The 21,814-nt window shown below is 34.9% G+C and carries 20 protein-coding genes and 1 riboswitch; of the genes, 9 read left to right on the top strand and 11 right to left on the bottom strand.

Annotation, left to right across the window (positions count from 1 at the left end; genetic code table 11):
* Positions 1-4: 4 nt before the first annotated feature.
* The 8 genes from RC62_RS05995 to RC62_RS05960 all read right to left on the bottom strand — a co-directional run bounded on the left by RC62_RS05995 (position 5) and on the right by RC62_RS05960 (position 6,577).
* Positions 5-559: a phage tail protein gene (locus RC62_RS05995; protein WP_055093574.1), complete on the bottom strand. Its 555-nt coding sequence runs from the start codon at positions 557-559 to the stop codon at positions 5-7.
* A 470-nt stretch (positions 560-1,029) separates the two neighbouring features.
* Positions 1,030-1,554, bottom strand: a complete 525-nt coding sequence (locus RC62_RS05990; protein ID WP_055093572.1) for a 4'-phosphopantetheinyl transferase superfamily protein — start codon at positions 1,552-1,554, stop codon at positions 1,030-1,032.
* On the bottom strand, positions 1,551-1,805 hold the full coding sequence (locus RC62_RS05985; RefSeq protein WP_055093570.1) for an acyl carrier protein: 255 nt from the start codon (positions 1,803-1,805) through the stop codon (positions 1,551-1,553). Before RC62_RS05985 ends, RC62_RS05990 begins: the two co-directional genes overlap by 4 nt.
* Before the next feature lies 1 nt (position 1,806).
* The gene (locus RC62_RS05980; protein WP_055093567.1) at positions 1,807-3,081 is read right to left on the bottom strand and encodes a beta-ketoacyl-[acyl-carrier-protein] synthase family protein; all 1,275 of its coding nucleotides are present in this window, start codon (positions 3,079-3,081) and stop codon (positions 1,807-1,809) included.
* Positions 3,078-3,515, bottom strand: a complete 438-nt coding sequence (locus tag RC62_RS05975; RefSeq protein WP_055093596.1) for a 3-hydroxyacyl-ACP dehydratase FabZ family protein — start codon at positions 3,513-3,515, stop codon at positions 3,078-3,080. The genes RC62_RS05980 and RC62_RS05975 overlap by 4 nt, the downstream gene beginning before the upstream one ends.
* A 172-nt stretch (positions 3,516-3,687) precedes the next feature.
* On the bottom strand, positions 3,688-4,740 hold the full coding sequence (locus RC62_RS05970; RefSeq protein WP_055093565.1) for a type III polyketide synthase: 1,053 nt from the start codon (positions 4,738-4,740) through the stop codon (positions 3,688-3,690).
* Positions 4,737-5,450 (bottom strand): methyltransferase domain-containing protein, encoded by a 714-nt coding sequence (locus tag RC62_RS05965; protein ID WP_055093562.1) that lies wholly within the window; start codon positions 5,448-5,450, stop codon positions 4,737-4,739. The genes RC62_RS05970 and RC62_RS05965 overlap by 4 nt, the downstream gene beginning before the upstream one ends.
* On the bottom strand, positions 5,447-6,577 hold the full coding sequence (locus RC62_RS05960; protein WP_055093560.1) for an NAD(P)/FAD-dependent oxidoreductase: 1,131 nt from the start codon (positions 6,575-6,577) through the stop codon (positions 5,447-5,449). Before RC62_RS05960 ends, RC62_RS05965 begins: the two co-directional genes overlap by 4 nt.
* A gap of 232 nt (positions 6,578-6,809) precedes the next feature.
* Positions 6,810-7,021, top strand: a riboswitch (cobalamin riboswitch).
* A gap of 114 nt (positions 7,022-7,135) precedes the next feature.
* Between RC62_RS05960 and RC62_RS05955 the strand changes: the two genes are divergently transcribed.
* Genes RC62_RS05955 through RC62_RS05940 form a run of 4 tightly spaced genes read left to right on the top strand, consistent with a single transcriptional unit; the run spans position 7,136 to position 13,873 of the window.
* Positions 7,136-9,184, top strand: a complete 2,049-nt coding sequence (locus tag RC62_RS05955) for a TonB-dependent receptor (protein ID WP_055093558.1) — start codon at positions 7,136-7,138, stop codon at positions 9,182-9,184.
* Complete coding sequence (locus RC62_RS05950) at positions 9,181-10,326, top strand: DUF5074 domain-containing protein (protein ID WP_055093557.1); 1,146 nt, start codon at positions 9,181-9,183, stop codon at positions 10,324-10,326. Before RC62_RS05955 ends, RC62_RS05950 begins: the two co-directional genes overlap by 4 nt.
* A 20-nt stretch (positions 10,327-10,346) precedes the next feature.
* Positions 10,347-11,564: a cell surface protein gene (locus RC62_RS05945; protein WP_157472384.1), complete on the top strand. Its 1,218-nt coding sequence runs from the start codon at positions 10,347-10,349 to the stop codon at positions 11,562-11,564.
* A gap of 26 nt (positions 11,565-11,590) precedes the next feature.
* The gene (locus RC62_RS05940) at positions 11,591-13,873 is read left to right on the top strand and encodes a DUF5074 domain-containing protein (RefSeq protein WP_055093555.1); all 2,283 of its coding nucleotides are present in this window, start codon (positions 11,591-11,593) and stop codon (positions 13,871-13,873) included.
* Positions 13,874-14,145: 272 nt separating this feature from the next.
* Here RC62_RS05940 and RC62_RS05935 read toward each other — a convergent pair whose 3' ends face one another.
* On the bottom strand, positions 14,146-14,664 hold the full coding sequence (locus RC62_RS05935) for an NADPH-dependent F420 reductase (RefSeq protein WP_055093553.1): 519 nt from the start codon (positions 14,662-14,664) through the stop codon (positions 14,146-14,148).
* 439 nt (positions 14,665-15,103) lie between these two features.
* On the opposite strand from RC62_RS05935, the gene RC62_RS05930 reads away from it, so the two are divergent.
* On the top strand, positions 15,104-15,352 hold the full coding sequence (locus RC62_RS05930) for a hypothetical protein (protein WP_055093551.1): 249 nt from the start codon (positions 15,104-15,106) through the stop codon (positions 15,350-15,352).
* Between the two features lie 81 nt (positions 15,353-15,433).
* Here RC62_RS05930 and RC62_RS05925 read toward each other — a convergent pair whose 3' ends face one another.
* Both RC62_RS05925 and RC62_RS05920 read right to left on the bottom strand, forming a co-directional pair.
* Positions 15,434-17,017 carry a Na+/H+ antiporter gene (locus RC62_RS05925; RefSeq protein ID WP_055093549.1) on the bottom strand — a complete coding sequence of 528 codons (1,584 nt, stop codon included), beginning with the start codon at positions 17,015-17,017 and terminating at the stop codon, positions 15,434-15,436.
* 34 nt (positions 17,018-17,051) lie between these two features.
* Positions 17,052-17,948 carry a helix-turn-helix domain-containing protein gene (locus RC62_RS05920; protein ID WP_055093547.1) on the bottom strand — a complete coding sequence of 299 codons (897 nt, stop codon included), beginning with the start codon at positions 17,946-17,948 and terminating at the stop codon, positions 17,052-17,054.
* 177 nt (positions 17,949-18,125) lie between these two features.
* On the opposite strand from RC62_RS05920, the gene RC62_RS05915 reads away from it, so the two are divergent.
* The 4 genes from RC62_RS05915 (at position 18,126) to RC62_RS05900 (ending at position 21,718) form a co-directional block, all read left to right on the top strand.
* On the top strand, positions 18,126-19,103 hold the full coding sequence (locus tag RC62_RS05915; protein ID WP_055093592.1) for an aldo/keto reductase: 978 nt from the start codon (positions 18,126-18,128) through the stop codon (positions 19,101-19,103).
* A 13-nt stretch (positions 19,104-19,116) separates the two neighbouring features.
* Positions 19,117-19,500 carry a nuclear transport factor 2 family protein gene (locus RC62_RS05910; RefSeq protein ID WP_055093545.1) on the top strand — a complete coding sequence of 128 codons (384 nt, stop codon included), beginning with the start codon at positions 19,117-19,119 and terminating at the stop codon, positions 19,498-19,500.
* A gap of 24 nt (positions 19,501-19,524) precedes the next feature.
* Entirely contained in the window at positions 19,525-20,505 is a 981-nt protein-coding gene (locus RC62_RS05905) for an aldo/keto reductase (RefSeq protein WP_055093543.1), read from the top strand.
* 157 nt (positions 20,506-20,662) lie between these two features.
* The gene (locus RC62_RS05900; protein ID WP_055093541.1) at positions 20,663-21,718 is read left to right on the top strand and encodes an NAD(P)-dependent alcohol dehydrogenase; all 1,056 of its coding nucleotides are present in this window, start codon (positions 20,663-20,665) and stop codon (positions 21,716-21,718) included.
* Positions 21,719-21,814 lie beyond the last annotated feature (96 nt).

The following is a 21,814-nucleotide window of genomic DNA, read 5'->3' as shown; positions in this document are numbered from 1 at the left end:
CCTATTAGTTTCTTGACGGAAAAATACCTTCCAGACAAATAATGTAACTTAATGCCACATAAGGCTGCATTACAGAAATAGGAATATTAGAACCCGTTGCACCAGTTGTAACATTACTTGTTAAATCAACACTTGGAGTTGCCGTTGCATATCCTAATGTTGGAGTAAAAACTCTTGAAACAACAGATCCCGGTATAGCTATCGACGCACCAGCTACAGGTGTTGAATCTGTCGCATTTGATGCACTTACAGATATTTTACCAGGTCCTGCGTGAACGTGTGCAGGTAAATTGCTTGTTAAAATAGAAACATTTGGTGCACCTGCAACTTGTCCAAGAACGTAGTTTGATCCACCACCATTTCCCCACCCAATAGCTGTAGAACCCTGAAGATTAGGCAGTGCAAAAGTCGTTTGCCCGTTACCACCGTACGTGGTTCCTAAAATAGCAAATAAGGCACTGTTTTGTGCGATAGATAATAGTTGTCCGTTACAAAAAGCCCAGCCTCTTGGCGCAAAATTTCCAGCAAATAGCTTTACGATTCCAATGAATTCATCCATAGTTTAATAGTATTAGGTTATTGATTATAGTTAATTGTTTTATCTGTATATATGTTGTAAGAAAACATCATGAAAGAATTTTTCTACAATGCTAAAGTAGTTTATATAAGTATCTCAGGAGCAAGGGTTTTTACGTGTTTTTAGGATTACTTTATATTTTTTTTAACTTTATTTTTTGTTTTAATTAGGTTAAAATTATGGATGCATTGATTAATGAAACATAAATATGTTACAGAACAGGTATTTTATGTCATGAAATCTCTATTTTGATGTCATGTAAATTTTAAAGGAAGAATTAGAACGAACTAATTTCTCTGCAATTGAGCGATCAACAGGTTTTTATAGAAAATAGAGTATAGAAAATAGAATGTAGAAAAAGTGAAGCTAATAAGATAATTAGCTTTGAAAAGTAAATAAAGTGGAAGGAATGCAGACAAATAATATGTGAAAGAAATATGTTTCGTATCTCTTTAAACAGATCTTTTATCTTTATTTTTTTTAATGATCACCACTTTTTCAAAACGACCGTGATGACTTATAGAAACATCTTTTGTATTATGCAAGGAAGATGAAGACAGATAAGGAATACCATCTTCATCTTTAAGAATGTCTTTTTTTTCAATCTCAATAACGTTATTCAGATCCTCAACAAAAGTAACCGCTATTGTATGCAGACTATTTGGGGTAATAGTTGTTTTTGTATGGTAAATAGTCTCACCACAGATAACCTGACCCGTACTATAATCATCTGTTATCGATGCAATAGTACAAACCAGTTTTTTAGGAATATATTCCCTTATTTTAGTTTCCCGGTTATAAATTTTATAGGCAGCTTCTTTCATGCTCCAAAGCAGCCAGATTATAATTTCAGGATTTGGGTTTTGAGCAATAATCAATTGTTCGGCAGGAGCAAAGAGCTTTTCAATAAAACCTTTGCGCTGCCAGTTGCTTTCCTGACGTGATTGTATAATATCGATCACATCGTTTCCTATCATTTTGCTGCAAGTTTGGCAGCTATAATTTCTACCGAAGTTTTAACATCAAGCATTCGTTCCATATCAGTATTATCAATTACAATATCAAATGTTTCTTCGATATCCAGTATAATATCGACCAGATTTGCAGAGTTGATACTTAAATCGTTTATAAAATCAGTATCTTCAGTAAGATTATCATAAGCTTCTGTATTTGTAGTATAAGGCTTTATGATCACTTTTAGTTGGGCAATAAGTTCTTCTTTAGTCATATTAATTATCAAATTTTTTAAATATTATACACGCATTTACGTCACCAAAACCAAAGCTTGCCTTAGCAATTATCTTCGGATTAGTGTTTATTGTTTTTAAAGGTATTTTTGATGCTGATACAAGTTCCGTAATTTCAGGATGAAGATCTTCGCAATTTATGTTACCAAAAATAAAACCTTCATATAATTGCAAAACGGCAGCTATACTTTCGATGCTTCCGGCGGCGCTAAGACAATGTCCCGTCATGCTTTTTAGAGAATTGATATAAGGAAAATCTTTGCCGTTTCGATTTAATGCTTTCGTCCAGTTTTCGATTTCCAGGCTGTCTTTTGTAGTTGCAGTAAGGTGCCCATTTATAGCATCGATATCATTAGCTGAAATTCCGGAGTTATTGATAGCACTTTTAATACATTGCTGAACCGCAGTGCTATTAGGAGCCGTCATACTTCCGTTACCGCGTTGTCCTCCTGAGTTTACATTTCCGCCTAATATTTCGGCATAAATTGTCGCACCACGTTTCAGGGCACTTTCCAGTTCCTCTATAACTAATGCTCCAGCTCCGCTGCCGGGTACAAAACCTGCTGCAGTTGCACTCATAGGGCGTGAACCTTGTTCAGGCGTTTCATTATATTTAGAACTGCAAACCCGTAAAGCATCAAAACCTGCCCAAATATAAGGACCGCTGTCACCGGTACTTCCTGCGAGTATTCTTTTTGCCTGTCCGGATTGTATACGGTCATATGCCATCATAATAGCTTCTGTTCCTGTTGCACAAGCAGATGAATTTGTAGTAACCTGATTGCCTAGTCCTAATTTTCCTCCCAGATAAGCACTTACCCCACTATTCATGGTTTGGGCTACAACAGTACTGCCCAATCTGCGGGTTTGTAATTCGTCTATTTTGTAAATGCTTTCGCGAAATTTATCGATTCCGGAAGTTCCGGACCCAAAAATAGTTCCGCTGTCCCAATCCGGTTCTTCGTTGTTTTCTATTGGTAATCCGGCATTTTTCCAGGCTTCAATTCCGGCAATAACACCATAAAGAATTCCGGTACTATTAAATCCGCGTAATTCAAGCTCAGTAAAATATTGATTTTTAAGTTCATCCGAAACTTCTGGTTGACCCGCAATCTGACACGAAAACTGTAATTCCTGTAATTGGGCATCATGTCTTATGCCTGATAATCCGTTTTTTATGGCGTGTGTAAACGCAGGAATACCAACCCCATTTGGAGCCGCCACGCCTAAACCTGTTATTACAACTCTCTTGCTCATAATTTGTTCGTGATCATTCCGGCCAATATGCCTTTGCAGACTTCTTGACCTGCTTCGTTTTTCATAATTACATCACACTTCAGTTTTCCAAACCTGAAAAAGGATTTATGTGAAGTTACCGTAACTTTTTCGTTTGGATAAACAGGTTTTAAAAACTGCATATCTGCCGATGTAAAAGCAATAACAGTTTCCTTATTAAAAGCATCACCCAGCAAATAAATTCCCAGACAAACCATACCAATCTGCGCCATGGTTTCGGTTAAAATTACACCCGGAGTTACGGGATTATCTTTAAAATGACCTTTATAAAAATCAAGATCTTCGGTATAAGTATAAGTTCCCGTAACACTGTTTTCATCTGCATGAAGTAATTCATCTACAAACAAAAAAGGTTTACTGTACGGTAATTTTGCTAAAATATTTTTTAAAGTCATAATTTGTTTCATTTAATAAGTTGAACGCTTATAAAACGGATTTTTTTTTAATTTGAAGTAAACAAAATTTCAATATTTTAAATTAATTAAATCTGTTTTAATCCGCGTCTTCGCGTGGCGAATCAGTAAAATCTGCGTCTAATTTTATATAACAATAATCAACACACAAATATTACCATTGTAATAAAACGCGTTGAGCCGAAAATCCCGGACCAAAACTTAACATTAATCCTCTTTCTCCGGATTCCGGATTTCCATCCATAATACGTTCTAAAACATATAAAACCGTTGCACTCGACATATTGCCATATTGCTTAAGCACTTCTTTTGTATGATCGATATTTTTACCCAATCCGGAGAACAGAGATTCAACCGTTGTAACTATTTTTTTTCCGCCCGGATGAAATATCATATGGTCAATATCCTGAATTTCAAGATTGTTTTTTTTCAGGAACGGGTGAATTATATCGCCAAAATGAGAAGCAATTGTATCCGGAACTTCAATATCCAGTACCATTTGCAAACCACTATTGGTCAATTTAAATCCCATCATATGCTCTGCATCATAAAAATGATACATTTCTTCATCCAGAATTTCTGGTCCCTGATCTTCTTCATAAGAGGATAGCAGGGCACAGACAGCTCCATCGCCAAAAATTGCAGCACTCACAATATTGGGCATAGAAAAATCGTCCAGCTGAAATGTTGCAGTAGGAGATTCAACCGCTATAACTGCAGCACGTTTTCCGGGATTTGCTTTCAGGAAATTTTTAGCATAAATAATACCTGATATTCCGGCAGCACAACCCATTTCGGTCACTGGAAGCCGAACAATATCCTGTCTCAGTTTCATTTTATTGATGAGGTAAGCATCTAATGACGGAATCATAATTCCGGTACAGCTAACCGTAATAATATAATCAAGCGTTTGCGGGTCCCAGCCTGATTTATCTAGTGCATTTTGCAATACCTGCTCGCCCAAAATAATAACTTCGCGACTGTATATATCATTTTTGTCTTCAAAAGATGTTGCAGTAAAAACCTCTTCGGGATCCATAATAGAGTAGCGCTTGTCTACCGCTGCTCCTTCAAATATTTTTTTTACTTTTTTTATAAAACGTTCGTCCTGTCCCTGCAGCCAAATATCCAGAAACGGAAGTATATCTGCAGTTTTACGCGAATATTGGGGTAGTTGCTTAGCAACAGTTATAATTTTTACACTCATTTTTTAGCAATTATCCATTGGTAACGAAAAGCCCATTTCCAGTTTATGGTATAGTTTTTTAAATTTAGTTTTTTGGAGAAATCCTCCAGTTCCTTTTTCTTAAATCCCCTTAATATAGATACAAGACCATCTTCACGAGACATTCTGTTTAAATTAAAAATAATACAAATCAATTCAAAGAGACGATAGGCTAATGTACTGCGATGTAAATCGTTAATAACAATCCCAATCCTGGCATTGCTATTAAAGGTAGTAATTATATTTAATATTTGTTCATCAGAAAAATGATGTAATGTAAGCGTACACAAAACAATATCATATTGAATCAAGTCAAAATCATCACTGAAAATATCCATACACATATATTCAATATTTGGGTATTGGGATGATAATGATTGCGCATAATTAACCGTAAAAGCATTTGCATCTATACCAATAAGTTTAAAGTCGAGATTATTCTTTTTTCCGTAATCAGCCATCATTCGCAGCATATCACCATTTCCGCATCCTATATCTGCAATTGTGATTACCTGAGAAGTATCTGTTTTTTTTAATAATTTTTTTATTCCGTGCAACGTAAGTTTATTGCCTCCTAATAATTGATTGATGTGGGCAATTTTATCAAGAGCTTCCTGTAATTCTTTTCCCTCCAGAAAAAAATCATCCATAATCTCAGTTTCCTGTGTTCTGTATTTGGTATTTATGCTCATGAATTTATCGATATGGATTTACCATGTGTTTGTTTTATTATTGCGGGCAGAAGTTTAGGCAGTGCAACCGTAATTGTAATTAAAGCATTTGTAATCGTTTTGTTTCTTAAAACTTTTGCTAAAATCCTACCCATAAATATGCGTTTACCAAAATGTTTTTTCCAGTCTTGCTTGTATTTTTTTTCCAGTTCTTCCCGTGATTTAATTTTTCCATTATAGAAATCCAATATTAATTCTGATGCTATTTTAGCGCTGTGTATTGCCATAGCCATTCCGTTGCCACATAAAGGGTGAATAAGTCCTGCCGTGTCGCCAACCATTAATATATGATTTTCAACAGGCAGCTTTTTATCAAAAGAGATTTGGCTTATTGTGATTGGTTTATCAAAAAGGAGGGAACTATTTTCGAAAACAGTTTTAAGATGCTTGTTTTTATACAATACATTTTGCTGATAATCTTCGATGTTTTTATATTGCTTAAAAGTAGCATAATCTGCCAGATAACAAATGTTTATAATATCATTTTCAACTTTTGAAACCCCGCAATATCCGCCTTGAAAATTATGAAGCGCGACAACATCATTATCGAGAGTACCTTTATAATGAGCCTTAACAGCTAACCAAGGTGATTTTTTAATAAAGAAATCACGCGATAATACCTGATCAATATTTGATCGTTTACCATAAGCACCCAGAACTATTTTTGCCTTTAAAATTTGACTTGGAGTTGTAATTGTAAACAAATCATTATCGAAAGAAACTGTGGTAACCGTTTCATTGATAATAGTACAGCCATTCTCGATTGCTTTTTGATAAAGAAAATTATCCAGTTCATATCTGCTGATGCCAAAACCTCCTAACGGAAGATTTGCCAAAGCCATTTTTCCGTTACGTGTTGAAAATTGAAATTTAGAAATAATTGTGGGACCTAATTTTGAAACATCGGCGTTAAGCCATTTTAGATAGGGCAGGATTTCATTAGAAACATATTCGCCGCATACTTTATGTTTGGGATAACCTGATTTTTCGATCAGTATTACTTTTAATCCCTTCTGGGATAAGTGTAAAGCTCCAGCCAAACCAGCAAGGCCTCCACCAATAATAAGTACATCCGGATTTGTTTTCATACTACAGCAATTTAACTATTAAATTTAAGAAGTAGTTATAATATTAAGAAGAGTTTATTTTAAAATTTTCATGTAATGCATCAATTTAGATAGGCGAGGAAATGTATTTGTAATGCATTTAGTTTAGAAATTATCGTTAGTATGATTTTGCATATTATGTAGTGGAATTCTTTTTTTATTGAAAGAATCATAATATTATACAATAACTTTTATTCTTTCTAAAGATAATTATATATTTGCACCAGATTTTGGTCTGTTGTTTTTGAAAGTAATTCAAAAGTAACAGTTAAAAGGGAATCAGGTGTAAATCCTGAGCAGACCCGCTACTGTAAGTTCTATATAAGTCTTTAAACGTTACTAATGCCATTGTTCGCCAACGCGGATGAGAAGGTTGTTTTAAAGATAGAATAAGTCAGGAGACCTGCCACAATCACATAGTTTAAGACTTTCGTGGAATAAAGTTGAACAACAAGAAATTGACCTGTTATTGTATAACGGGATTCTCTCTTTTTGCTTTTTGATAGGTACAGCCACGGAATTTATTTAATTAAATCAGTGATGTATAATACAAAAAAAATACTCTTATTCATTTTTATATTTTTTGTTCCGTTTGTGATTCATTCACAAGTATCTAACGATAGTTTGCGGGTTTTAAAAGAAGTAATCCTAAAAGGAAAACCGTATCAGGAAGTGATTCCGGTACAAAGCCTTTCAGGAAAATTACTCGAAAATTTAGCCAGCCATAACGTCGCTGATGCCCTGAGATATTTTGCGGGAGTTCAAATTAAGGATTATGGCGGACTTGGCGGACTTAAAACTGTAGATGTCCGTAACATGGGTACGCATCATGTAGGTGTTTTTTATGATGGTGTACAACTGGGAAATGCCCAAAACGGAGTTACGGATTTAGGCAAATATTCTCTCGATGATATGGAATCCCTGACGATGTACAACGGACAAAAAAGTGAAATTTTTCAGTCGGCTAAAGATTTTTCTGCGGCATCTACCATTTACTTAAGAACCAAAAGACCTGTTTTTGATGGTGATAAAAAAACAAATTTGTTAGTTAGGTTCAAAACCATGTCGATCAATTACTTTGATCCGTCGTTTAGACTAGAACAAAAATTAAGTGATAAAGTAAGTCTGAGTGTAAGCTCAGAATATATTAAGTCTAACGGACAATATAAATTTAGGTATAAAAGAAAAAATCTGGATGGTACCACAGCTTATGATACTACTGCCACCAGAATGAACAGTGATATAGAAGCCTTAAGATTTGAATCCGGTCTTTACGGAAAAATGAATAATGGTTCCTGGGACGCCAAAGTATATTATTATGATTCAGAAAGAGGCGCTCCGGGAGCAATTGTAGAGAATAAATTTTCAGACGGTTTCAGACAATACGACAAGAATTTTTTTGCACAGGGAACTTTAATTAAAGATTTTACTAAAAGATATAAATTTCAGGCCAAAGCAAAATATGCGTATGATTATACCCATTATGTAGCCAGGGATACTACCAATATATTAGGAGAAACCGTTACCGAAGGTGCACAATCTGATGACAGTTATTTCCAGCAGGAATATTATGTTTCAGCAGTTAATATGTACAGTATATTACCCACTTGGGATATTTCACTGTCTACAGATTTTCAGTACAACAGGCTAAATGCAACCCGAAGAGGCATACAAACCCAATTTTCATTTCCTGAGCGTTATACGGCATTATTTTCTCTGGCAAGTTCTTACAGATTAGGTGCATTTAAGGCTTTGGGTAGTATTGTAGGAACTCATGTTCAGGAAGAAGTGCGGTATAATGCAAAAGCACCGGATAAAACCGAATTTACTCCAGCATTATTTTTAGGATATACGCCTTTTAAAGCTTACGATTTTAATGTCAGGGCATTTGCAAAACGTATTTTCAGAATGCCCACTTTTAATGATTTATACTATACAATGGTTGGTTCTAGTACTTTAAGGCCAGAATATATGAACCAATATGATGTTGGTTTTACCTATAATATAGTGGTAGAAAAAGGTTTTTTTGATAAACTGTCCTTTCAGGTTGATGGATATTACACCAATACCAAAGATAAAATTGTAGCTGCGCCAACAGGAAACTTGTTCCGATGGATGATGACCAATATTGGGCAGGTAAAAGGAAAAGGAATTGAAACCGTACTTAATATGGGAATGCATATTGACAACGTAAACCTGACAACCAATCTTACTTATACCTATTCAGAAAGTCGTGATTATACCAAATTTGCAGGCTTGGAATTATCATCTTACGGAGACCAGATTCCTTACACACCGTGGCATAGCGGATCCGGAATTCTAAATGCAGATTACAAAACCTGGAATTTTAACTACAGTTTTATATACGTAGGGAAACGATACAATGGTAACGTCAATAATATAAAAGTCAACGAAGTGCAGCCTTGGTACACGCATGATCTGGCAGTACAGAAATCTTTTGCTTTTGAACATTACAAAATGAAAGGCGCAATAGAACTCAACAATGTTCTCAATCAACAGTACGAAGTAATTTATAATTATCCGATGCCGGGACGTACGCTAAAATTTATAATCAGTATTGAGCTATGAAAAAGACAGCCACAAAATTATTCCTCAGCTTATTTATAGTACTGGCTTTTGTTTCCTGCAGGGAAGAAGAAACCGTTTTTCCATCGTCTGACAAAAGCGTTGCCGCACCCAGAAGTGATGGCAATATAGAAGGTTTTTATCTTCTTAACGAAGGCAATATGGGAATGAACCGTGCCAGTATCGATGTGTTTAATTACAGAACAGGAAACTATACCACAGATATTTATTCGGAACGAAATCCTGAAGTTGTAAAAGAATTAGGAGATGTAGGCAATGATATAAAAATATATGGCAATAAAGTCTATGCCGTAATCAATTGTTCGAATAAAGTAGAAGTAATTGATAAATGGTCTGCAAAACGCATTAAAAAAATAGATATTCCCAATTGTCGTTATGTGGCTTTTTATAAAAACAAAGCCTATGTAAGTTCGTATTCAGGTCCTGTAGCGATTAATCCAAATGCTGAAATTGGTTTTGTTGCAGAGATCGATACCACATCATTAGAAATAAAACGCAAAGTCACTGTAGGATATCAACCGGAACAAATGGTCGTGCACAATGGCAAATTGTATGTAGCAAATTCTGGCGGTTACAGAGTTCCTAATTACGACAGAACCGTATCTGTAGTTGACCTTGAAACTTTTACCGAAACAAAAAAAATAGATGTTGGCATAAACCTTTCGAGTATGCAAATAGACAGCAGAGGCGATATCTATGTAAGTTCAAGAGGAGATTATTATACGATACCTTCTAATCTTTTTGTAATTGACAGTAAAACCGACGAGAAAAAACTACAGCTTGATATTCCCGTTTCCGGAATGTGCCTTGTAGATGATTTACTTTATTTCTACAGTGTATCGTGGAGTTACCTCACAAACAGCAATAAAGTAACATATGGAATTTTAGACACAAAAACGAAGAAAATAATTAGTGATAAAGTCATTACAGACGGAACAGATAAACAAATTATGATTCCGTACGGACTTCAGGTAAATCCGGAAACAAAAGAAATTTATATCACAGATGCCCAGAATTATGTCGTAACAGGTTACATCTATTGTTTTACGCCCGAAGGCAAATTAAAATGGAAAACTACTGCGGGCAATATTCCTGCACATATGGCATTTATAACTAAAAAATAAAAGCACAAAAATAAATTTTTATGAATACGAAAATAAATTCTTTTAAAATTTTAAAAATCATCTTAGGATCTGTTTTTTTACTGCAATTTATTGCCTGCGGAACTGATAATGAAGAAGATATGGTAATTGAGCCTCCTGTAGAAGTACTTAAAGAATCCTATACAATCGACCGGTTTAAGGTTTTGAATATAGCCCCGAATATAACAGCAAATTCTCAGGTAACGTGGAGTGTTAATGATTCCGTAATCTCACAAAGCGCAGCATTGGATTTTATAAGTCCATATCAAAAAAATTATCCATTGACTTTAAAAGTAGAAAATAATGGAGTGGTTAAAACGTATACTTCTATTATAAATGTGACAAAAGAAACGGGAACTTACAGCAAATACATCGCAAATGTATTGGATTTTCGTCCGGCGATAGGGCAGTTTACAAACGAGATTCCGCAATATGTATCCGGAAATACAGAAGCCAATATTATTAGTGCAGCAAAAAAAGCACTTGTTGGTTCCAATACCAGCATCATATCCCTGGGAGGTTTTGGAGGATATGTTGTATTGGGATTTGATCACACAATCCCCAATATGAACGGACGCGATTTTAAGGTTTTAGGAAACGCGTTTTGGGGAAGTGAAGCCAGTGAAGCGCGTTCAGGATCTTGTGAAGCCGGAATTATCGTAGTGGCTTACGACAAAAATAAAAACGGAAAGCCGGATGATGATGAATGGTATGAAATTGCAGGAAGTGAATATTTTAAAAACACAACCTTAAAGAATTATAGTGTTACTTATTTCAAACCTGATCCCAACAAAGCGGCAATTGCAGGCGAGGAATTCTGGCAAATGGATAAAGAATATGTCAAATGGCAGGATAATCTGGGTACTACAGGATATAAATCTAAAAATGCTTTTCACGAACAAAGTTATTATCCACTCTGGATTGCTGAAGCATCTTATACTTTGAAAGGAACTAGAATTCAGGATAATTTTTATGATCAAAGCGGTACAGGAAATTATTGGGTTGGTAAATCATTCGATTTTGGTTACGCAGATAATGCCCCTAATAATGACGAAGCTTCAAATATTGATATTTCCTGGGCCGCAGATAAAAACGGAAATTATGTAAAACTTCCCGGAATAGATTTCATAAAAATATATACCGGAATCAATCAGGAAGCCGGATGGCTGGGAGAAGTTTCTACAGAAGTAGCCGGAGCATATGACTTACATCTTAAATAATAATAAATTTTTAAATTAACTATAACATGAAGAAAAATTACTTTTTACTAGTAATGCTGTTTTTTGCCTTTATTGGCAATGCACAGGTAACAGTGCAAGGAATACCGCGACCAGATCTTAAACAAAATACAACAGCCAAAAGCACTAAAAAAGCTGCTGTAAATACAACCACATTTGCTGACATTCAATATTGGGTAGGTACAGGTTCTAATCAGGCTGCATTTGTAATACAGTGGAATGACGGTAAAAATTCTGATGCTTTAGTTTGGGGATTCAGATGGGATGGTACTGCAACGGGTGAAGATATGATGAAAGCAATATTAAAAGCAGATCACCGCTTTTTTTCTTTACTTTATCAGGGAACACAATTTGGGACTGCTCTTGGGGGATTAGGCTACGACCTAAATGGTGCAAATAGTAACGGACTTTATAAAGATGGAAATGTAACGTATCCTTATTATCCGGTAAATGGTATTATAAATACTACCGTTTATGATTTTGATAATTATACCGCTATAGATGCAAATGATCACTGGCAATCAGGATGGTACACAAATGGCTATTGGTCATATAATGTGAAAGATCCTGCTGATGCTGGTTTTGGTTACTCAAGTTTAGGAGTAAGCAGCCGTGTTTTAGAAAATGGTTCCTGGGATGCCTGGAGTTTTAGACCATCATTTGAGGAGTTTCCTATTCAATCTACATTTACTCCTGTTACGCCCTATGTTATGGCAACAGATTTTACCAATGGATTTTTTGTAGTAAATGAAGAGTGGTTTGGACATACAAACGGATCTGTAAATTTTGTTAATAATGATGGAAGTATCAACTATAGAGTATATAGTACTGTAAATAGCAGTCAGGCATTTGGTGCAACTACACAATACGGAACAATTTACGGAGATAAATTTTACTTTATCTCAAAACAAGCCGCAGATGGCGGAGACAGTATGTATACTCCTGGTGGAAGACTGGTTGTTGCCGATGCAAAAAACATGCAGAAAATTGCCGGATTTAATACCATTGGCGGAGGTGACGGACGCTCTTTTGTAGGGGTTAATGAAAATCTTGGCTACGTTGGTGCTTCAAACGGAATTTTTACTTTTGATATTGCCAATATGCAAGTAGGATCGCTGATACCAACAACAGGTGGCGGAAGTCAGTACGCAGGACAAATAGGGAATATGATTCGTACCTCTCAATATGTGTTTGCGGTAAAACAAAATGCAGGAATTTTAGTAATCGATCCCAATACAAATACGGTAATTAAAACTATTGCAGGCTCATTTCACTCTATTGTTCAGGCAAAAGACGGAAGTATCTGGGCAATTCAGGATCAAAAAATAGTCAATGTTGATGCGGTTACTTTTGCAACAACATCATATAATATTCCCACAACTAAATATATTGGCGCATGGGGAGCCTGGAACGCAGGGACTTTTACCTATAGTACCCAACAAAATGCTTTATACTGGATCAACTCGATTAATAGTTTTAATTCAGGATCACAAATCGTTAGATTTGATGTTACGGCAAAAACATTCAATGAGAATTTTGCAGCGGTTCCGGGACAAACCGGAACTTACAAACAAATTCCGTACGGAGCAGCATTACGCGTAGATCCGGTTACTGATAACTTAATTCTGAATACTACAGAAAACGGATTTGGCGCACATTACCAAAAAAACTGGATTCATACTTTTAATACTTCAGGAACTTTAATCAATACCAAAGTTTTAGATGACTATTACTGGTTTCCGGCCATTACGGTTTTTCCTGATAATGTGTCACCTGTTGTAAGTACTGCATTGCCGTCGCAGGTTTCAGTAAATACGCCAACAGTAATCGACTTAAAAACAGTTGTTTCTGATACTGATAATTTATCGGTTGCTATTGTAAAAACGGTTAAATCAAATAGTGATACTGAAATTGTATCAGCAGTTATAAATACGAATGACGAATTAATCCTGACACCAAAAAATCAGGGTAGCGCCACCGTAGTAATAAGCTTTAATTCTAATGGTAAAGTAGTTGAAAAAAGTGTTGCAGTAAATGTGAATACAACTTTAGGAACAGGTGAATTTAAAAAATTAAACCTGGCCATTTATCCTAATCCGGTTTCAGAAATTCTAAACATCCAAACGGAAGATGAAGTTCTGGAAGTATCTGTTTATGATGTTACAGGAAAAACTATACAGGCAACAGTTTCAAACAACCAAATCAATGTAGGTAATTTTATAAAAGGAATGTACATCATTAATGTCGTGACTGATAAAGCTAAATACACGCAGAAGTTTATTAAAAATTAATGAGGATAATATTTCCCTGAAGAATAAAAGAAAACCCCTTTACTAAATCTGTAAAGGGGTTCTTTATTATATAAGTTTTCGCTTTATCATTTAATGTTTCGCAGAAAACAATCATTTTAAAGCTCAGGAGATATATTTTATAGCAAAACATTTTCAGCTTTTATTAGTATTTCAGCTCCGTAGGAGCAATATATTTATAGCAAAACGTTTCATTTTTCATAAGCATTTCAGCTCCGTAGTAGCGTCATATTTATAGATTATATCAAACTACGCTAAGTATTTAATTCTGAAAGATCAATTCCCGACAAATTTAATGTGTACAGAAAAGCTTTAACGTTATTTTTTGCCTTTTGATTTTCTCCTGTAAAAAATATTTTAGTTCTGTTATGGTTCATCACGATAGGCTCTAACGGATTGAAAACTTTTACAACATGAGATGTAGGCAATAAAGAAGCTAAAACAGAGCATGATGATTGGTCTGACGCCGTAGATGAAATAGTATTTACATTAAATATAGGATTGTTTGTATGTAAAATTATTTTCCCGCTCATATCCGGTAAATCATTTATAGAAACTTCAAGATTCTCACGAGGGAGAAATATTATTATAATTTCGGCTGTTGCAGCTTCGCAGGTTTTGACCAGTTTTACATTGGTTCCCATATTTTGCACCAAATCTCTTATAGTACTTGTACCACGCGGATTACTTATTAATACTTCATGTCCGGATTGTGCAGATCTGTTGGCTAACTCCAATGTTATATTTCCAACTCCAATGATTCCTATTTTCATGATTTTCCTCAGTTTTATTCTTATAACACAAACTATGAAATAAGAAATGTTCATAATTATACATAGTCTTAAAGCTTAAATACCTTGTTAATAATTAAGAAAAAAACTACTTTCTTAATTGGTTTGAAGTTATAAATTTATTATGAACCATTTTCACGTAAAAACACCTGTTTTTGTAATAATAGCCTGATAATAAGTGAATACCTCTCTAAAGTGAGTAAATGAATGCAATATCAGGGTGAAACGATATAAATTGATAGTTTTTTAACTTAAAACAACATGAAATTTGTCAAATATTTAAAATAAAATAAAACTGACAATTGTATTTGTAATGTGTTGATAAGTAGTGTATTGTATTTTAAATTTTAACACTATTTGAAACTTTTTAATTTTTATATTTGAGAATAATTCCTATAAAATTAATTTAAAAACATTCAATATGGAAAAAGCTATAAAACTAAAAGTCCGCAAGGAATTAGATGGTCAACAACAGTTGAATATCATTAAATTAAAGGGCACTTTAATTTCAAAAGGATACACAGAAATTATACACATTCTCGATCAGGACGATGAGTATCATATCAACTCTTTCGAAACGCCACTTGAAACTAAAAATGAAGTTCATGAATTCATTACTGAATTCATCAACAGAGAGAATCTGGCAGATACCATAACTCTTTTCAGGTAATTTGCTTTTTTAGTTTATGTACAGCAGGACTTAGTAACTTTTTTAAATATTAATACGGACAAATTAAGTACGTTGTAAAATTTAAATATAACGTAACTTTTCTTCTTCAATATCCAGATAATGCATTTGTCGTCTGATAATAGATTCATCCAGAGTCTGATCTGCCCTGTTTTTATTTATCAGCCATTGCCTTTGCTGGTTTAGTAAATCAATATAAATATGTTTTAGATCTTTACTAATAGATTCATTATCAATTTCATTACTCAGCTGTTCCCATTTTAGGATTAATTGCTGTAATGAAATATTAGTTTCGACATGATCGTTATAATTTGTTTTCAGATAGTCTAAAGCATATTCTGCTAACTCTTTTCGTAAGGCTTTGTAAGCTTCATCTTTTGATAAGCCATCATCGTAAACATCATTAAGTTTAATTTTACGGATAAAATAAGGCAGTGTTAATCCCTGAATTACCAGCGTTAAAAGAATCACTATAAACGTGATAAACAAGATCAGGTTTCGTTGCGGAAAACCGTTGCCATTATTAAGATAAACAGGTATAGATAAAGCAGCCGCCAATGAAACCACACCTCTCATTCCGGTCCAGCCCAATATAAAAGGAGTTTTTAAGCCCGGATTCCTTCTGTCTGCAACCGTTATAAAATTTCGTGCAATCAACGTAACCACTACAGCACCATAAGTAGATAATATCCTGCTGACTATTAGAACACCTGTAATAAGAACTCCATACCCAATTGCTGCTGACATACTAACGGCTTCAACTTCAAGGCCTTTTGTAATTTGTGGTAAATCTAAACCTATGAGCATAAAAACAAAACCATTTAATATAAAGCAAAAACTTTCCCACACATTTATACCCTGTAAACGGGATTTGCTGCTAAGGAAACGATGTCTGTTATTGGATAATAGCAATCCGCCACATACCACCGCTAATACTCCAGAACTGTGAACCTCTTCAGCAGCGAGGTAAATAATATATGGAGTAAGCAATGATAAAACGATATCGACATTAGCATCTGTAGGCAAATATTTATGGGCTTTCATAAAAAGCCAGCCTATTAATAAACCAATTGCCACGCCGCCAATAATCATCCAGCTAAAACTGGCTGCCGCTTTATAAAATATAAACTGCTCTGTTGCCACGGCAATCATGGCAAATCTAAAAATGATTAACGACGAAGCATCATTCAGTAAACTTTCGCCTTCTAATATCGACGAAATTGTTTTGGGAACTTTTACAAATTTTAAAATAGCACCCGCACTTACTGCATCCGGAGGCGATACAATACCGCCCAAAACAAAACCTAATGCTAGTGAAAAACCCGGAATAATATAATTTGCAACTAAGGCTACTGATAATGCCGAAACAAAAACAACAATAAAAGCAAAACTGGTGATGATCCTGCGCCAGCGCCACATTTCTTTCCAGGAAACTGTCCATGCGGCTTCATACAATAACGGAGGCAGGAAAATAAAAAAGATCAGTTCAGGTTCGATATTTATAATAGGGACTCCGGGAATAAAACTAATTGCCAATCCGGCCAGTACAAGTAATATAGGATAAGCAACTTTTATTTTATTGGCTAACATAATCAGCAATAAAATAACAATTAATATACCCAGGTAAAAAGGAAAGTTATCAAGCATTCTGGTGGTTTATAGTGTTTGGTTTATGTTGTTTTTAATTTAAGCTTCTGTATTCAATTGGCGTGTAACCGGTATTCTTTTTAAACATTCGATTAAAATGCTGCGGATACTTAAAACCCAGTTCAAATGCTATTTGACTTATCGATTTATCAGTATCAAAAATTCGTTCTTTGGCTAAGTTAATTAATTTTAGCTGAATATGTTCCTGAGCAGTTTTACCGGTTTCTTTTTTAATTAAATCACCAAAATAATTGGGAGATAAATGTAAAAGATCCGCAAAATAACTCACAGAAGGCAAACCTGCATTTTGGGCATTTTCGGATAGAAAATAATCGTTTAATACATTTTCAAACTTTGATAAAATATCAGTATTAATATTTTCACGCGTTATAAATTGCCTGTCGTAAAACCTTACACAATAATTTAGCAAGAGCTCAATCGTATTGGTAATGATACTTTTGCTGTGTTTATCGATAGATTGGTTTAATTCATACTCTAATTTACTAAATAAATCTTTTATAATTTGCTGTTCCTTTAAAGATAAATGAAGCGCTTCATGCGAATCGTAAGAAAAAAAAGAATATTGGTTTATATTTTTTGCCAGCGTGGTACCTTTTATAAGATCAGGATGAAATAAAAGTGCCAGTCCTGTTGGCTGATAATCATCCGGATTATTGACTTCAAGAACTTGTCCGGGAGCAATAAAAACCATTGTACCATCATCATAATCATAATTATTACGTCCGTATTTTAACTCACCGCAATTACCTGCTTTTAAAAATATAGCATAAAAACCAAAATGCATACGCGTATGATTGGGTAATGCTTTAGTATTGGTATTATCAAATACACTTATCAATGGATTTTGGGTTTCAACATCCTTTAATTGATTGTATTGAGCAATTTTTTCAAGTTTTATAATAGGATCCATTTTGTATTCTTTAAATTTATAGTACAAATATAGTATTCAGATTATTAGGATTTTAGCCTGATGATCCAAATCAGTAAAAATGGTAATAATACCAGTAATCTGTATAAAAGAAAGCTTTTGATATTGAAGGAACTTTGTATCGCAAAGAATATACAAATTACCAAAAAAAAGATCAATATGAAAACAAGAATATTAGGAACACAAGGATTAGAAGTATCAGCTCTGGGAATGGGCTGCATGAATCTAAGTTTTGGAACCGGAAAAGCCACTAACATCAATGAAGGAATCAAAGTAATACGTTCTGCGTATGAAAAAGAAATCACTTTTTTTGATACTGCTGAGGCTTACGGACCTTTTACAAACGAAGAACTGGTGGGAGAAGCACTGAAGCCTATTCGTAAAGAAGTAATTATTGCAACAAAATTCGGAATGATTTCTGACACCGGCATTAACAGTAAACCGGAACACATTCGTAAAGTTGTTGAAGCTTCTTTAAAAAGATTGCAAACTGATTATATTGATTTATTGTACCAACACCGCGTAGACCCAAATGTACCTATTGAGGATGTTGCCGGAACAATAAAAGATTTGATTCAGGAAGGAAAAGTAAAATATTTTGGACTTTCAGAAGCGGGTGCAGAAACGATTCAGCGTGCTCATAATGTTCAGCCCGTTTCAGCAGTTCAAAATCAATATTCGATCTGGACAAGAGAACCGGAAGCGAAAGTTTTACCACTGTGCGAAATATTAGGAATTGGTTTTGTACCGTGGGCGCCAATAGGAACCGGATTTTTAACCGGCAAAATAACACCTGATACCAAATTTGATTCGGATACAGATTTAAGAGCTGTTTTTCCTCGTTTTACGCCAGAAGCAATCAGAGCAAATATGCCTGTTGTAGCGTTACTTACAAAAGTTGCCAATAGAAAAAACGCAACGCCGGTTCAAATTGCATTAGCCTGGTTATTGGCTCAAAAGCCATTTATAGTACCCATTCCCGGAATGGACAAAAGCGAATATGTAGCCGATAATATCAAAGCGGTAAATGTTGATTTATCATCTAATGATTTACAGGAAATTGAAGAAGGACTTGCCAATATAACTTTTCAGGGAGCCAGATTAAATGAAGGATTATTAGGCTTATCAGAAGAATAGAAAAAAAGTTTGCATGGAAAAAGATAATACAGAAGTTGATAAAATGCAAATTCTCAGGATAACCCGCCAACTGACTGATTTGATGATCGAAAAAAATCTTGCAGCAATGAACAAGATTCTCGACTCTCATTTTACGCTCACGCACATTACAGGATATGTACAGTCTAAAGACGAATGGTTCTCTGAGATTGAAAGCGAGAGAATGAAATATTACGCTTATACAGAAGTAAATACTGCTGTAACAATTGATAACAATAACGCTGTATTTGTGGGTCAGAATCTTTTAGATGCCCGAATTTGGGGAACACGAAACAAGTGGCGCCTGCAGCAAACAATGCATCTTGAAAAAAGAAACGAAAAGTGGGTGATTCTAAAATCTGTAGCAACCACATTTTAAAGAAATTAATATAAAACTGAAATTATGGAAAAGAGAATATTAGGAACACAAGGATTAGAAGTTTCTGCCCTGGGTTTAGGTTGTATGGGATTAAGTTATGCTTACGGTCCTGTATTAGACAAACAACAAGCTATAAAAATAATCAGGGAAGCGTACGAACAAGGTATTACCTTTTTTGATACTGCCGAAGCATACGGAATCGCTAATGAACAATTAGTAGGCGAAGCATTAAACCCGTTTAGAAAAGAGGTAGTCATTGCAACCAAATTTGGTTTTAAAGGTGGAGATGCAACTAAAGGCTTAGACAGCCGTCCGGAAAACATCAGGGCTGTTGCCGAAGAATCTTTAAGAAGGCTAAACACAGATGTTATCGATTTATTTTACCAGCACAGAGTAGATCCAAATGTTCCTATTGAAGATGTTGCCGGAACAATTAAAGACCTTATTCAGGAAGGAAAAGTAAAATACTTTGGACTTTCAGAAGCTAGTGTTTCCTCAATCAAAAAAGCCCATGCAGTTCAACCCGTAACGGCTTTGCAAAGCGAATACTCGATTTGGTGGAGAGAACCTGAATTGGAAATTTTACCGGCACTTGAAGCATTAGGAATTGGTTTTGTACCTTTTAGTCCTTTAGGAAGAGGATTTTTAACCGGAGCCATAACTGAAAGCACCAGTTTCGAAAGTACTGATTTCAGGAATACCCTGCCTCGTTTTAGCGAAGAGAACAGAAAAGCAAATCAAAAACTGGTAGATCTTTTAGCTGCAATCGCCTCTCAAAAAGAAGCAACTCCTGCACAAATTGCCTTGGGTTGGTTATTGGCACAAAAAACCTGGATCGCACCAATTCCGGGAACCACAAAATCCCATCGATTAACAGAAAATATTGGCGGGGCATCAATTGATCTTTCGTCAGAAGATATTAAGAAAATCGATGATGCTTTTGCTCAAACCACCATTCAAGGAGATCGTTATCCTGCTCATTTGCAAAAAGCCGTAGGCAAATAAAACGCAAAACCGCATATTTACAAGGGAAATCTGGTGCTAAAAGAAGATGATATTATTTGAATTGTTTGAATTTCTTAAGTAAATGTTTCTTTTCTGTTATTTTTCAGGATCAAAGTAGTTTTAAATTTACATTTTATAATAATTAAAATTAATAGATATGAGTACAAACACAAAAGCATATGGTACAACAGCGCCTGATGCATCTTTAGAACAAATGAGTATTGCCCGCAGAGATGTACAGGCAAAAGATATAGAGATCGAAATTTTATATTGTGGTGTATGTCATTCTGATTTGCATACAGCAAGAAACGATTGGGGAGGATCACAATATCCAGCAGTTCCGGGTCACGAAATTGTAGGTCGCGTAACTAAAGTAGGAAGCGATGTTACCAAATTAAAAGTAGGTGATCTGGCAGGAGTAGGGTGTATGGTAGATTCTTGCCACACTTGTGAAAGCTGTAAACAAGATCTTGAGCAATATTGCTTAAATGGATTTACAGGAACTTATAATGGTAAAGACAAACATCTGGGCGGACATACTTTTGGCGGATATTCTGAAAAAGTAGTAGTAGAGGAACATTTTGTATTAAAGATTCCGGCAAATTTAAATCTGGCAGCAGTGGCTCCGTTATTATGTGCAGGAATTACAACCTGGTCTCCATTAAGACACTGGAATGTAGGTAAAGACAGTAAAGTTGCCGTAGTAGGTTTAGGCGGATTAGGACATATGGCCATAAAATTGGCAAAAGGTCTTGGAGCGCATGTTACCTTGTTTTCAAGAACACCGGATAAAGAAAAAGATGCTTTAGAATTAGGTGCAGATGCTGTAATTATCTCTACAGATGATTCTCAAATGAAATCTGTAAGTGGTAAATTTGACCTGATTATAGACACAGTTCCTTATGTACACGATGTAAATCCATATGTGGCTACATTAAACATTAACGGAACATTGGTTTTAGTGGGATATTTAGGTGGTTTAGAACCAATATTAAATACCGTACCTATGATTATGGGAAGAAAAACTGTAGCAGGTTCGGTAATTGGCGGAATTGCTGAAACACAGGAAATGCTTGATTTTTGTGGAGAACACAATATCGTTTCGGAAATTGAAATTATCAAAATGCAGGAAATCAATGAAGCATACGAAAGAATGCTGAAAAGTGATGTTCGTTACCGTTTTGTAATTGATATGAATTCTCTTAAAGAATAATAATAAAAATGTTTTGTGTAATTTATTTATACATCGAAACATCAATAAAAAAAGGCATTCGTGATTATCATGAATGCCTTTTTTTATTTTGGTACA

It is taken from the genome of Flavobacterium aquidurense, assembly GCF_001404985.1.
Classification (GTDB): domain Bacteria; phylum Bacteroidota; class Bacteroidia; order Flavobacteriales; family Flavobacteriaceae; genus Flavobacterium; species Flavobacterium aquidurense_B.
Note: the sequence above shows the minus strand (reverse complement) of the source record. Positions and strands in the feature narration are given on the sequence as shown.

Excerpts from the sequence above, each read along its gene's own strand:
- RC62_RS05965 (WP_055093562.1), bottom strand. The coding sequence starts at position 5,450 with ATGAGCATAAATACCAAATACAGAACACAGGAAACTGAGATTATGGAT.
- RC62_RS05945 (WP_157472384.1), top strand. The coding sequence starts at position 10,347 with ATGAATACGAAAATAAATTCTTTTAAAATTTTAAAAATCATCTTAGGA.
- RC62_RS05920 (WP_055093547.1), bottom strand. The coding sequence starts at position 17,948 with ATGGATCCTATTATAAAACTTGAAAAAATTGCTCAATACAATCAATTA.
- RC62_RS05970 (WP_055093565.1), bottom strand. The coding sequence starts at position 4,740 with ATGAGTGTAAAAATTATAACTGTTGCTAAGCAACTACCCCAATATTCG.
- RC62_RS05955 (WP_055093558.1), top strand. The coding sequence starts at position 7,136 with ATGTATAATACAAAAAAAATACTCTTATTCATTTTTATATTTTTTGTT.
- RC62_RS05980 (WP_055093567.1), bottom strand. The coding sequence starts at position 3,081 with ATGAGCAAGAGAGTTGTAATAACAGGTTTAGGCGTGGCGGCTCCAAAT.
- RC62_RS05900 (WP_055093541.1), top strand. The coding sequence starts at position 20,663 with ATGAGTACAAACACAAAAGCATATGGTACAACAGCGCCTGATGCATCT.
- RC62_RS05925 (WP_055093549.1), bottom strand. The coding sequence starts at position 17,017 with ATGCTTGATAACTTTCCTTTTTACCTGGGTATATTAATTGTTATTTTA.
- RC62_RS05985 (WP_055093570.1), bottom strand. The coding sequence starts at position 1,805 with ATGACTAAAGAAGAACTTATTGCCCAACTAAAAGTGATCATAAAGCCT.
- RC62_RS05930 (WP_055093551.1), top strand. The coding sequence starts at position 15,104 with ATGGAAAAAGCTATAAAACTAAAAGTCCGCAAGGAATTAGATGGTCAA.
- RC62_RS05950 (WP_055093557.1), top strand. The coding sequence starts at position 9,181 with ATGAAAAAGACAGCCACAAAATTATTCCTCAGCTTATTTATAGTACTG.
- RC62_RS05910 (WP_055093545.1), top strand. The coding sequence starts at position 19,117 with ATGGAAAAAGATAATACAGAAGTTGATAAAATGCAAATTCTCAGGATA.
- RC62_RS05935 (WP_055093553.1), bottom strand. The coding sequence starts at position 14,664 with ATGAAAATAGGAATCATTGGAGTTGGAAATATAACATTGGAGTTAGCC.
- RC62_RS05975 (WP_055093596.1), bottom strand. The coding sequence starts at position 3,515 with ATGACTTTAAAAAATATTTTAGCAAAATTACCGTACAGTAAACCTTTT.
- RC62_RS05990 (WP_055093572.1), bottom strand. The coding sequence starts at position 1,554 with ATGATAGGAAACGATGTGATCGATATTATACAATCACGTCAGGAAAGC.
- RC62_RS05960 (WP_055093560.1), bottom strand. The coding sequence starts at position 6,577 with ATGAAAACAAATCCGGATGTACTTATTATTGGTGGAGGCCTTGCTGGT.
- RC62_RS05940 (WP_055093555.1), top strand. The coding sequence starts at position 11,591 with ATGAAGAAAAATTACTTTTTACTAGTAATGCTGTTTTTTGCCTTTATT.
- RC62_RS05905 (WP_055093543.1), top strand. The coding sequence starts at position 19,525 with ATGGAAAAGAGAATATTAGGAACACAAGGATTAGAAGTTTCTGCCCTG.
- RC62_RS05995 (WP_055093574.1), bottom strand. The coding sequence starts at position 559 with ATGGATGAATTCATTGGAATCGTAAAGCTATTTGCTGGAAATTTTGCG.
- RC62_RS05915 (WP_055093592.1), top strand. The coding sequence starts at position 18,126 with ATGAAAACAAGAATATTAGGAACACAAGGATTAGAAGTATCAGCTCTG.